Annotated in this window: 12 protein-coding genes; 10 read left to right on the top strand and 2 right to left on the bottom strand. The window is 62.8% G+C overall.

What is annotated here, in order from left to right; translation table 11 throughout:
• The first annotated feature begins 37 nt into the window (after window positions 1-37).
• The 8 genes from N2597_RS30585 (at window position 38) to minE (ending at window position 7,589) form a co-directional block, all read left to right on the top strand.
• A complete protein-coding gene (locus tag N2597_RS30585; protein WP_183598709.1) occupies window positions 38-943 on the top strand; it encodes a class II glutamine amidotransferase in 906 nt (301 codons plus the stop codon).
• Window positions 944-999: 56 nt separating this feature from the next.
• Window positions 1,000-1,686: a GltB/FmdC/FwdC-like GXGXG domain-containing protein gene (locus tag N2597_RS30580; protein WP_183598707.1), complete on the top strand. Its 687-nt coding sequence runs from the start codon at window positions 1,000-1,002 to the stop codon at window positions 1,684-1,686.
• Between the two features lie 14 nt (window positions 1,687-1,700).
• On the top strand, window positions 1,701-3,029 hold the full coding sequence (locus N2597_RS30575) for an FMN-binding glutamate synthase family protein (RefSeq protein ID WP_183598705.1): 1,329 nt from the start codon (window positions 1,701-1,703) through the stop codon (window positions 3,027-3,029).
• A 79-nt stretch (window positions 3,030-3,108) separates the two neighbouring features.
• On the top strand, window positions 3,109-4,416 hold the full coding sequence (glnT, locus tag N2597_RS30570) for a type III glutamate--ammonia ligase (RefSeq protein WP_077989576.1): 1,308 nt from the start codon (window positions 3,109-3,111) through the stop codon (window positions 4,414-4,416).
• Between the two features lie 164 nt (window positions 4,417-4,580).
• On the top strand, window positions 4,581-5,465 hold the full coding sequence (gene purU, locus N2597_RS30565) for a formyltetrahydrofolate deformylase (protein WP_183844034.1): 885 nt from the start codon (window positions 4,581-4,583) through the stop codon (window positions 5,463-5,465).
• Between the two features lie 245 nt (window positions 5,466-5,710).
• Complete coding sequence (gene minC, locus N2597_RS30560) at window positions 5,711-6,433, top strand: septum site-determining protein MinC (protein WP_183598206.1); 723 nt, start codon at window positions 5,711-5,713, stop codon at window positions 6,431-6,433.
• 83 nt (window positions 6,434-6,516) lie between these two features.
• A complete protein-coding gene (gene minD / locus N2597_RS30555; protein WP_016736745.1) occupies window positions 6,517-7,332 on the top strand; it encodes a septum site-determining protein MinD in 816 nt (271 codons plus the stop codon).
• On the top strand, window positions 7,329-7,589 hold the full coding sequence (gene minE, locus N2597_RS30550; RefSeq protein ID WP_004674690.1) for a cell division topological specificity factor MinE: 261 nt from the start codon (window positions 7,329-7,331) through the stop codon (window positions 7,587-7,589). Before minD ends, minE begins: the two co-directional genes overlap by 4 nt.
• 316 nt (window positions 7,590-7,905) lie before the next feature.
• On the opposite strand, the gene N2597_RS30545 is transcribed toward minE, so the two are convergent.
• Window positions 7,906-8,937: an aldo/keto reductase gene (locus N2597_RS30545; protein WP_183598186.1), complete on the bottom strand. Its 1,032-nt coding sequence runs from the start codon at window positions 8,935-8,937 to the stop codon at window positions 7,906-7,908.
• A 226-nt stretch (window positions 8,938-9,163) separates the two neighbouring features.
• Complete coding sequence (locus N2597_RS30540; RefSeq protein WP_077989577.1) at window positions 9,164-10,432, bottom strand: flavin monoamine oxidase family protein; 1,269 nt, start codon at window positions 10,430-10,432, stop codon at window positions 9,164-9,166.
• A gap of 115 nt (window positions 10,433-10,547) precedes the next feature.
• On the opposite strand from N2597_RS30540, the gene N2597_RS30535 reads away from it, so the two are divergent.
• Together N2597_RS30535 and N2597_RS30530 are read left to right on the top strand one after the other, a co-directional pair.
• A complete protein-coding gene (locus N2597_RS30535; RefSeq protein ID WP_077989578.1) occupies window positions 10,548-11,528 on the top strand; it encodes a 3'-5' exonuclease in 981 nt (326 codons plus the stop codon).
• A gap of 159 nt (window positions 11,529-11,687) precedes the next feature.
• Window positions 11,688-11,834 (top strand): DUF1127 domain-containing protein, encoded by a 147-nt coding sequence (locus N2597_RS30530; RefSeq protein ID WP_009982429.1) that lies wholly within the window; start codon window positions 11,688-11,690, stop codon window positions 11,832-11,834.
• Window positions 11,835-12,253 lie beyond the last annotated feature (419 nt).

Raw genomic sequence — 12,253 nt, 5'->3', positions numbered from 1 at the left:
TGTTACTCCTTTCGCAACATGAACGGAGGCACAGGCTATGTGCGGCATTGTTGGACTGTTCCTCAAGGACAAGAGCCTTGAACCCCAGCTGGGGAATCTGCTCTCGGATATGCTGATCACCATGACGGATCGCGGACCGGACTCGGCCGGCATCGCGATCTATGGCGGTTCTGCCGAGGGTAGGGCGAAGATTACCATCCAGTCCGCCAACCCTGGCGTCGATTTCGAAGGCCTCGCCGGCGACCTGGAGAAGTCCGGCATCAGGGCCGAGGTCTCGGTCAAGAGCACGCATGCGGTGATCGAGCTTGATGCCTCCAAGCTTGGCGCCGTGCGCAAGGCGCTTGCAGAGATCCGCCCGGCGGTCCGCCTGATGGGATCGGGCGAGAGCGTCGAAATCTACAAGGAAATCGGTCTTCCCAAAGACGTCGTGGCGCGCTTCGGCGTGCGTGCGATGAGCGGCACCCACGGCATCGGCCATACCCGCATGGCGACGGAATCCGCCGTCACCACGCTCGGCGCCCATCCGTTCTCGACCGGCGCCGACCAGTGCCTCGTGCACAACGGCTCGCTGTCCAACCACAACAATCTGCGCCGCGAACTGATCCGCGAAGGCATGACTTTCGAAACGCAGAACGATTCCGAAGTCGCCGCCGCCTATCTGACGGCCGAGATGGCCAAGGGCAAGGATCTCGGCCAGGCGCTGACCGGTGCACTCGACGATCTCGACGGCTTCTTCACCTTCGTCGTCGGCACCAAGTCCGGCTTCGGCGTGGTGCGCGATCCGATCGCCTGCAAGCCCGCCGTCATGGCCGAGACTGAGCAATATGTCGCCTTCGGCTCGGAATACCGCGCGCTGGTCAATCTTCCCGGCATCGAGAATGCCCGTGTCTGGGAGCCGGAGCCGGCGACCGTTTATTTCTGGGATCACGACAAGGCTGCCTGAGGGGCACCTGAAAGCAAGGAGCCGCTGAACCCGCCTCCAAGATCAACGAGGAACCAATGCCGACATTCGATCTTTCCAACACCCCTCTTCGCGAACTGAACAGCGCGCTGCACGCCCTTTCCCAAGGCGCCAACGATACTGAATTCGAGGTCATCAACCCGCGCGGCAGCCATGCCGTCGCCGTCGGTATCGACAGCTCCGTCACGGTCGCCGTCCGGGGATCGGTCGGTTATTACTGCGCCGGCATGAATGACGGCGGCAGGGTCACGGTTCATGGGTCCGCCGGTCCGGGCGTTGCCGAAAACATGATGTCCGGCACCGTCGTCATCGAAGGCGACGCCAGCCAATATGCCGGCGCCACCGGCCAAGGCGGCCTGCTCGTCATCAAGGGCAATGCGGCCTCGCGCTGCGGCATTTCGATGAAGGGCATCGACATCGTCGTGCATGGCAGCATCGGCCACATGTCGGCCTTCATGGGCCAGTCCGGCCATCTCGTCGTGCTCGGCGACGCCGGCGATGCGCTGGGGGATTCGCTCTACGAAGCCAAGCTTTTCGTCCGCGGCGAGGTCAAGAGCCTGGGCGCCGACTGCATCGAGAAAGAGATGCGGCGGGAGCATCTGGACAAGCTTGCCGAGCTGCTCGAGCGCGCGGGCGTCACCGGCGTCAGGCCCGAGGAGTTCAAGCGCTACGGCTCGGCCCGCAAGCTCTACAATTTCAACATCGACAACGCCGACGCGTATTGAGGCGAGGGACATCCATGAGCTATCACAACCCCTATACCCCGCCCCGCAAGTCCGCGACTTTCGACGACTATACGCTCGCCGAAATCCGCCGCGCGGCGGCGACCGGCATCTATGACATCCGCGGTGCCGGCACCAAGCGCAAGGTTCCGCATTTCGACGATCTCTTGTTTCTCGGCGCCTCGATCTCGCGCTACCCGCTCGAAGGCTATCGCGAGAAATGCGACACGACGGTGGTGCTCGGCTCGCGTTTCGCCAAGAATCCGATCACGCTGAAGACGCCGATCACCATTGCCGGCATGAGCTTCGGCGCGCTGTCCGGCAATGCCAAGGAAGCGCTCGGCCGCGGCGCGACGATCGCAGGCACCTCGACCACAACGGGCGACGGCGGCATGACCGATGAGGAGCGCGGCCATTCGCAGACGCTGGTCTACCAGTATCTGCCCTCGCGCTACGGCATGAATCCGAGGGATCTGCGCCGCGCCGACGCGATCGAAGTCGTGGTCGGCCAGGGGGCCAAGCCCGGCGGCGGCGGCATGCTGCTCGGCCAGAAAATCTCCGACCGCGTCGCCAATATGCGCAATCTGCCGAAGGGCATCGACCAGCGCTCGGCCTGCCGCCATCCGGATTGGACCGGCCCCGACGATCTGGAAATCAAGATCATGGAGCTGCGCGAGATCACCGATTGGGAAAAGCCGATCTACGTCAAGATCGGCGGCGCGCGCCCCTATTACGACACCGCCCTTGCCGTGAAGGCCGGTGCCGACGTCGTCGTGCTCGACGGCATGCAGGGCGGCACGGCGGCGACACAGGACGTCTTCATCGAGAATGTCGGCATGCCGACGCTTGCCTGCATTCGCCCGGCTGTTCAGGCGCTGCAGGAGCTCGGCATGCATCGGAAGGTGCAGCTCATCGTTTCCGGCGGCATCCGCTCAGGCGCCGACGTCGCCAAGGCGCTGGCGCTCGGCGCCGATGCGGTGGCGATCGGCACGGCCGCACTCGTCGCCATCGGCGACAACGATCCGCACTGGGAAGAGGAATATCAGAAGCTCGGCACGACGGCCGGCGCCTATGACGATTGGCATGAAGGCAAGGATCCGGCCGGCATCACCACCCAGGACCCGGAGCTGGCAAAACGCCTCGACCCGGTTGCGGCCGGCCGCCGCCTTGCCAACTACCTCAAGGTCATGACGCTGGAGGCCCAGACGATCGCGCGCGCCTGCGGCAAGAACCACCTGCACAACCTGGAGCCGGAAGACCTCGTCGCACTGACGATCGAGGCGTCGGCCATGGCGCAGGTGCCGCTCGCCGGCACCAACTGGATCCCCGGCAAGACCGGCTTTTAAGAATGCCCGGCCGGGCGCGTTTGGGAGGACGCGGCCGGCTTCTTCATCAAGTGTCTAAGATCAACATAAGGGGACAAACGTGACACTGGACCTCTCGCAATACGCCTCCGAGAGAGGCATCAAATATTTCATGATCAGCTATACGGACCTGTTCGGCGGCCAACGCGCCAAGCTGGTCCCGGCCGAAGCCATCGCCGATATGCAGAAGGATGGCGCAGGCTTTGCCGGCTTCGCCACCTGGCTCGATCTGACGCCCGCCCATCCCGACCTTTTTGCCGTTCCCGACGCCTCCTCCGTCATCCAGCTGCCCTGGAAGAAAGACGTCGCATGGGTCGCAGCCGACTGCGTCATGGACGACCGGCCTGTCGAGCAGGCGCCACGCGTCGTGCTGAAAAAGCTGGTCGCCGAGGCTGCGGAAGAGGGGCTCCGGGTGAAAACCGGTGTCGAACCCGAATTCTTTCTGATTTCCCCTGATGGCTCGGTGATTTCAGACCAGTTCGATACCGCCGAAAAGCCCTGCTACGATCAGCAGGCCGTGATGCGCCGCTATGACGTCATCGCCGAAATTTGCGATTACATGCTCGAACTCGGCTGGAAGCCCTATCAGAACGACCACGAGGATGCGAACGGCCAGTTCGAGATGAACTGGGAATATGACGACGTTCTGAAGACGGCGGACAGGCACTCCTTCTTCAAGTTCATGGTCAAGTCGGTCGCCGAGAAGCACGGGCTTCGCGCCACCTTCATGCCGAAGCCCTTCAAGGGCCTGACCGGAAACGGCTGCCATGCCCATATTTCGGTCTGGGACATCGACGGCAAGGTCAACGCCTTCGCCGACAAGGAAATGGCGTTCGGTCTCTCCGCGCAGGGCAAGACCTTCCTCGGCGGCATCATGAAACATGCCTCGGCGCTTGCCGCCATCACCAATCCGACGGTCAATTCCTACAAGCGCATCAATGCGCCGCGTACGACATCGGGCGCCACCTGGTCGCCGAACACGGTGACCTGGACCGGCAACAACCGCACCCACATGGTGCGCGTGCCCGGGCCGGGGCGCTTCGAACTGCGCCTGCCGGACGGGGCAGTCAACCCGTATCTCCTGCAGGCGATCATCATCGCCGCCGGCCTCGACGGCATCCGCAGCCGGGCAGATCCCGGTCCGCACCACGATATCGACATGTATGCCGAGGGGCATCTGGTGAAGGACGCGCCGCGGCTGCCGCTCAACCTGCTCGACGCGCTGCGCGCCTATGATGCCGACGAGGGCCTGAAGGCGGCGATCGGATCGGAATTTTCCGCCGCCTACCTAAAGCTTAAACATCGCGAATGGAACGCCTATTGCTCACATTTTACCCAGTGGGAACGCGACAGCACGCTCGACATCTGAAGGGCGACCGATTTCCTAAAGCTCTTTGCTTTTGTGCATGGTCATCCGGGAACCGCTGCACACGTACCGGCGACATGCATCAATGACCACCGACACGCCGGGGCTGACAAGCTTCGGCGTGATCGCATCCCCAGGCAGCTGATCCGGCCAAGAAAGAGACAGCCATGAAAAACGTCGTACTCACCGTCTCCTGCAAATCGACGCGTGGCATCGTTGCGGCGATTTCCAGCTATCTGGCGGAGAAGGGCTGCAACATCATCGACAGCTCACAGTTCGACGATCTCGATACCGGCAAGTTCTTCATGCGCGTCAGCTTCATTTCGGAAGAGGGGCTGTCCGGCTCGGCGATCAGCACCGATTTTGCCGCCGTCGCCGCACCTTTCGAAATGGACTACGAGTTCCACGACAGCGAAAGCCGCATGAAGGTGCTGCTGATGGTGTCGCGCTTCGGCCATTGTCTCAACGACCTGCTCTACCGCTGGAAGATCGGGGCGCTGCCGATCGACATCGTCGGCGTCGTCTCCAATCATTTCGATTACCAGAAGGTCGTCGTCAATCACGACATCCCCTTCCACCACATCAAGGTGACCAAGGAAAACAAGCCGCAGGCCGAAGCCCAGCTCGTCGAGCTCGTCAACCAGACCGGCACCGAACTGATCGTGCTCGCCCGCTACATGCAGGTCCTCTCCGACCAGCTCTGCAAGCAGATGTCGGGCAGGATCATCAACATCCACCATTCCTTCCTGCCGTCCTTCAAGGGCGCCAACCCCTACAAGCAGGCTTATGAGCGCGGCGTCAAGCTGATCGGCGCAACCGCCCACTACGTCACCGCCGATCTCGACGAAGGCCCGATCATCGAGCAGGACACGGCGCGCATCACCCATGCCCAGAGCGCCGACGACTATGTCTCGATCGGCCGCGACGTTGAAAGCCAGGTGCTGGCCCGCGCCATCCACGCCCATATCCACCACCGCACCTTCATCAACGGCAACCGCACCGTCGTCTTCCCGGCCAGCCCCGGAAGCTACGCCTCCGAACGCATGGGGTGAGTCGCCGAGAGGTTAACGCGGCGGCAAGAATCTCGGTCATGCCGTCGATGAGATCGTCGGCAACAGATCTTCATTCCGATCATATATGAGGATTATTCATTCTTTGCATAAATGTTATCTTATTCAATCAGTTAGATAAATTCATCAACGGAATGCGGCCCCGTCACGTTAGGGAATATCGAGGCCGCGTTAACTTTTTGTTAACCATGTCGGCGGTAGACATGGTCAACGATTTCTTCACACAGATGACCAAAGTGCTAACAGACGCTCGCTCTATCCGCATCAAGGGCCGCTCTTTCCTGGCGGTCATGCTCTCTCCGGACCTTCCTTTCGATGATTGGCTGGCGAGGCTCGACGATCTGGCCGCGCGTTCGGCCGGGTTCTTCCTCGGACGCCCTGTCGTGCTCGACCTGACGGACCTGCAAATCGACAAGCCGCAGCTGAAGGAGCTCATTGCCGAGCTTGCCAAGCGCAACGTCAGCATCATGGGCATCGAAGGCGCTCGGCCGTCCCTTCTCGGCTCCGGCATGCCGCCGGCGCTCAAAGGCGGCCGCTCCGCTTCCGACATCGAGGTTCAGACGAGTGAGCCTGTCGAATCGTCGAGCAAGCCGGCAGCTCCCGAGATCCGCCCGGCAACGACGCAATCCATCGTCATTCGCGAGCCGGTGCGCTCCGGGCAATCGGTGATCTTTCCGGAAGGCGACGTCACCATCGTCGGGTCGGTCGCCTCAGGGGCCGAGGTCATCGCCGGCGGCTCGGTGCATATCTACGGGGCGCTGCGCGGCCGCGCCATGGCGGGATCGATCGGCAACGCCTCGGCGCGGATCTTCTGCCGCAAGCTCGAGGCCGAACTGGTGGCAATCGACGGCATCTACAAAATGGCGGAAGACATGGCGCCCAATCTTCGCGGACAGGCTGTCCAGCTCTGGCTCGAAGACGATGCGATCATGGCGGAAAAACTGATCTGACTACGGTCCGCGCGTCTTCAAAAGACGCGCAAAGGACGCGGCGCAACACTTTGAATTACTGCGGCACGGCAAAGGAGAGAGACATGGGGAAAGTGATCGTCGTCACGTCAGGCAAGGGCGGGGTCGGAAAGACGACCTCGACGGCCGCATTGGGAGCGGCGCTGGCGCAACGCAATGAAAAGGTCGTCGTCGTCGACTTCGACGTCGGCTTGCGCAATCTCGACCTAGTGATGGGCGCCGAACGCCGGGTCGTCTACGACCTCATCAACGTCATCCAGGGCGACGCCAAGCTCACCCAGGCGCTGATCCGCGACAAGCGGCTGGAAACGCTGTTCCTGCTGCCGGCCTCGCAGACGCGCGACAAGGACAATCTGACGGCCGAGGGCGTCGAGCGCGTCATCAACGATCTGAAGCGCTATTTCGACTGGATTATCTGCGACAGCCCCGCCGGCATCGAACGCGGCGCGACACTTGCCATGCGCCATGCCGATGTCGCCGTCGTCGTCACCAACCCGGAAGTTTCCTCGGTGCGCGATTCCGACCGCATCATCGGCTTGCTCGATGCCAAGACCGCCAAGGCCGAACGCGGCGAGCGGATGGAAAAGCACCTGCTGCTCACCCGCTACGACGCCAACCGCGCCGAGCGCGGCGACATGCTGAAGGTCGACGACGTGCTGGAAATCCTGTCCATCCCGCTGCTCGGCATCGTTCCGGAAAGCATGGATGTGCTGCGTGCCTCCAACGTCGGTGCGCCGGTCACACTGGCCGAAAGCCGCAGCCCGGCCGCCATGGCCTATTTCGATGCCGCCCGCCGGCTTGCCGGCGAGACCCTGCCGATGGCCATCCCCGAGGAAAAGCGCAATATTTTCGGCAAGCTTTTCGGACGGAGGGCGGCATGAATATTTTCCGTCTCTTCAACAAACAAAGAACCGCGCCCGCCGCCCGTGAACGCCTGCAGGTGCTTCTCGCCCACGAGCGCGCCTCGGCAGGATCGGACCTGGTCACCCTGCTGCGCGAGGAAATCCTAGCTGTCATCGCCAAGCACGTCGAACTCGACCACGACAAGGTGCAGGTGACGATCGACCGCAACGAATATGTCTCGACCCTCGAGATCGACGTCGAAATCCCGCTGAACGCGGCCGTACAGGCGGCTTGAAGGTAACGACGCTGGTATTGACGGCCATCTGGCGCCAGGAGATCGCTGAGGGCAGCCCCTCATCCGGCTGCCGCCCCCTTCTCCCCGTAAACGGGGAGAAGGGGACAAGTCGCGATCTCCGTCTCTCTCCAGCCTCTCGCGTGGCACGTCCCCTCGCCCCGTTTACGGGGAGAGGGCTAGGGTGAGGGGCAGTCGCCGGTACAGCCCCGTACGAACCTGACAGCCGTGGGTCAAACCCGGGCATGCCGAAAAAGCCTAGGTTGAGCCGCCATGAAAACATGGCGGCTTTTTGCGTCGATCTGTCCGGCCGAAAGGCTCAGCGACCGCCCTCGATCTTGCGGTGGCGCTGGGCAATACCGCCCTTGCCATAGGGGTAATCCAGAGGCTGCGGAGCGCTGACCTCGTTGAGCCTGGTCATCTCTTCCTTGGAAAGCTCGAGCTTCATGGCGCCGAGATTGTCGGCGAGCTGCTCGGGGGTGCGGGCGCCGAGAATGACCGAGGTGACGGCTGGCTGCGCCGTCGTCCAGGCGAGCGCTACCTGCGCCATGCTCACGTCGCGCGCCCGGGCGATCTCCTCCACAGCGCCGATGATCGCCCAGGTGCGCTCCTGGGCATTGCGCGGCGCATAGGATTCGCCGCCGCGATTGGGGTTTTCGCCGAGGCGGGTGGCGCCGGTCGGCATCTCGTCGCGCTTATATTTGCCGGTCAGCCAGCCGCCGCCGAGCGGCGACCACGGCAACAGACCCATGCCGGCATCCTGGCAAGCCGCGACGATTTCGAGCTCGATGTCGCGCACCAGCAGATTATATTGCGGCTGCAGCGTCACCGGCCGCGTATAACCGCGCGCCTTGGCGATCTCCGATGCCTTGGCGATATGCCAGCCGACATAGTTGGAAAAGCCGTAATAGCCGATCTTGCCTGACGAAACCGCATCGTCGAGGAAACGCAACGTCTCTTCGATCGGCGTCAACGCGTCCCAGGCATGCATCTGGTAGAGGTCGATCTGCTCGAGGCCGAGCCGGCGCAGAGAATCGTCGAGCGCCTGGCCGAGATGCCGGCGCGACAAGCCGATATCGTTGGGGCCGTTGCCCATCGGAAACCGGCCCTTGGTGGCGACGATCGCCTGGCGGGCCTCGGTCGGGCGCGCCTTCAGCCAGCGGCCGATGATCTCTTCCGACTTGCCGGCGCTGTAGACATCGGCGGTATCGATGAAATTACCGCCCCAGGCGAAATAATCGTCGAGCAGCTTGTGCGAAGCCGCTTCGTCGGCCTCCGCGCCGAAGGTCATGGTGCCCAGGCAATAGGCGGTGACGACGGCCCCGCTGGGACCGAGCTTGCGATAATCCATTTCTTCCTCCTCATGCGGATACCCGCAGCCGACGCGAAAAAATCGTCGGGGTAGAAGCCGGGGCTTCCGCAATCTAATGACAATATCGAGCTTGAGGCGGCCGCTGCCGCCGGATGACGTCTGGCGCCCTGGGCTCATCTGGCGCAGGGGCAGGCGCAGCATAACCAATCCCGCCCGTGCAACAAGTGGGAAAACATATTCCCGCCTGCCGCGCAGTTGGGATTGGTCATGCTTTTCTCGAGAACGAGGCGGCGATCCGATCGGCTGCGGCGACACCGGTGTCGTAGGCGCCGTGCGCCGTCGAGTAACGCGAGCGCGAACAGGCTTCGCCGGCAAAAAATATCCGCTCGTCATGCGGTGCTGCGAGCACAGCACGCAGATCGGAGGCGCCGGGCTCGGCATAGGAATAGGAGCCGCCGATATGGGGTGCAGCGGCCCAGGCCGAGATAGCCGCCAGCGACAATTCCTTGCGGATATCAGCGCCGAATTGCCCCGCCAGCTCATCGGCGGCGAAGGAAAAGGCAGCCTCGCCGCCCTCTCGCTCCAGATCGTGGGCGAGGTCACCGCCAAAATAGGCTTCGACAACAGGAGCGCCGAGTGGCCGGAGCTGATAGGTGCCGGTTGCACCGCGGCTGATGGAGCCGAGCATATGGGTGTCAGGCGGCAGCGCCTCCGGATGCGCAAGTCCGAGGAAGAGCTTGTCGGCGAGGCCGAGCGGCAAACGGGCGGCGGCCTGCGTTTTTTCAGGCAAGGGCGGGTCGAAGGCGATCTTTTCGGCCGCAAGCATATTTGTCGAAACGGTCACCAGCACGGCACGGGCGCTCAGCACCCCTTGGTTCGTCTCGATGCCAATCCGGCCGGCATGGCGATGATCGATACGGCTGACCTCGACGCCGAGCCTTGCCGGAACCGGCCTGCCATAGACCGAGATCAAGGTTCCGTAGCCCTGGCGCACCCGCCAGTCGGGACCAGGGCCTGGGTCATATCGGTTGTAGTCGACGACCGAAGACCGTTCCAGTTCGGCGCCGGTGATGTAAGTGCCGATTGCCCGGATCTGGCCGTTCCATTCATTTCCGGGCTCGAGCACAGCCGCCAGATCGGCATCATCGCCTTCATGGCTGTCGAGCCGTTCGAAAAAGGCGCCGATCGCCTCCTGCGCGGCCTGGGTCTCCGCGTCGTTCTGCTGCAGCCGCCGTCCGCCGCTCCAGGGCGCCGGTGTGCGGTCGACCGTCAAGCCGACCTCCTCGGCAATATCAGTCCAGGCATTGGTCCGCGCCCCGTGCAGCCAGCCGCAGCCGAGATCGAGCGCGACGTCGGCTGCTCCCGGCAGCCGGACCGTCCAGGCCCTGCCGCCGAGGCGGTCGCCGGCTTCCAGCAGGAGAATCGAAAGATCCAGACGGATGGCCTGCAAGCGCCGAGCGGCGGCAATGCCGGCAGCGCCACCGCCGATGATGACGACGTCTACGTCGGCGCCTTTGCCATTGTCACCGGACATGTCTTCTCCTTTGGATCCTCGCGCTCAGCTAAACTTTCATCCCGATAAAAGACAAGGGCTGGGGATAGCGCCCCGCGCGATGGATTAAACCGCGTCCACGTGACATACAGGTCCGATGAGCGTGCAGAGAGATTCGCAACTCGACATGTTTTCCAGGCCGTCGCCGGTGGTCACCAAGGCGCGCGCTCCGTCGCGCCGGCCACCGTCGCAGCCGGCCGCCCGTTCCGATGAAGACATGGCGCGCGCACTTGAAGAGAGCGGCAACTATCGCATCCTCAGGAAACTGACCGCCCGGCCGATTGCCTCGGTCAGGCGGCCGGAATTTTCGCGGCTCGGCGTCGTTCTCGACACGGAGACGACGGGCCTCAACCATCGCAGCGACGAGATCATCGAGATCGGCGCCGTCGCCTTTACCTTCGACGACGACGGCACCGTCGGCGATATCGTCGGCATCTATGGCGGCCTGCAGCAGCCGTCGCGGCCGATCCCGCCCGAGGTCACCCGGCTGACGGGGATCACTGATGCGATGGTCGAAGGACAAGTGATCGACATCAGGTCGCTCAGCGATCTGATCGAACCCGCCGATCTGATCATCGCCCACAATGCCGGTTTCGACCGGCCGTTCTGCGAGGCCTTCTCGCCGCTCTTCACCGGCAAGGCCTGGGCATGTTCGGTGTCTGAAATCGACTGGAGCGCGCGCGGCTTCGAGGGCACCAAGCTCGGTTACCTCGTCGGCCAGGCTGGTTATTTCCATGAGGGCCATCGCGCGGTGGACGATTGCCACGCGCTCCTGGAAATCCTCGACCGACAGCAAGGTGAGGGTGAAAGCCCCTTTGCCGAACTCTACCGGACGAGCCAGCGCTCGCGCATTCGTATCTTCGCCGAACACAGCCCGTTCGAAATGAAGGACCATCTGAAGGCGAGGGGCTATCGCTGGTCTGACGGAAGTGACGGCCGTCCGAAGTCCTGGTGGATCGAAGTCGGCGAAGACGATCTCGGCGACGAGCTTTCCTATCTGCGCTCGGAAATCTACAGATGGAGAGAGGCGGATCCGCCGACGGTGCGGCTGACTGCCTTCGACCGCTACAGATCCTGAGCCCATCTGACGCGACAACCCATGCAGGCGTTGCATAGGTGCAGTGTTGCATTGGCGCTGCAACAACCGCCGGTCCCATATTATATACGGCTCATCGAAGCGAACGAAGCGCCAAGGACTGGCAGCTAGGCTTCGAAAGCCCACGGAAAGGGGATCATCATGAACGTAGCACGCTCTTTCAACAATTGGCGCAAGTACCGTCAGACGGTCGCTGAACTGGGCCGTATGACCACGCGCGAACTGGACGACCTCGGCATCGGCCGCGGCGAAATCCGCACTATCGCTCGTGCAGCCATCGGCCGATAACGGCCTGACAGACGACCAACTTCGAGCCTTGCCCAGCGCCTGCTTCTCCCGAGCGGGCGCTTAGCTTTTGCGGTGCCTGTAGCCATGAGCATTTCGCATAATGCATGGCTGCATTGCAAAGAAATGCCTATCAACTGGGCACAAAATAAGTATGATTATTTCCATCGAAGCGATGCATCTCCTCCCGCATCCCTTCGATATGCAGGCGCCCGTCCTCCTCCCAGGGTCGCCTGCGGGAACGACAGCACTCCTCCTCCCAGCTGTCGTTCGGTTCTTTTCGAAAAGCCTGCCGCACCTCCTCCCGCGGCAGGCTTTTTCGTTTTGGCCACCGAACCGGCCAAGCAATTTCTCCTGTCTGTTCTCACCTGTGCTTGAATGCTCTTGTGGCCCGCCTCTGCTCGGCCAAGCGCGGACAAAGC

It is taken from the genome of Rhizobium sophoriradicis (assembly GCF_025200795.1).
Classification (GTDB): domain Bacteria; phylum Pseudomonadota; class Alphaproteobacteria; order Rhizobiales; family Rhizobiaceae; genus Rhizobium; species Rhizobium sophoriradicis.
Note: the sequence above shows the minus strand (reverse complement) of the source record. Positions and strands in the feature narration are given on the sequence as shown.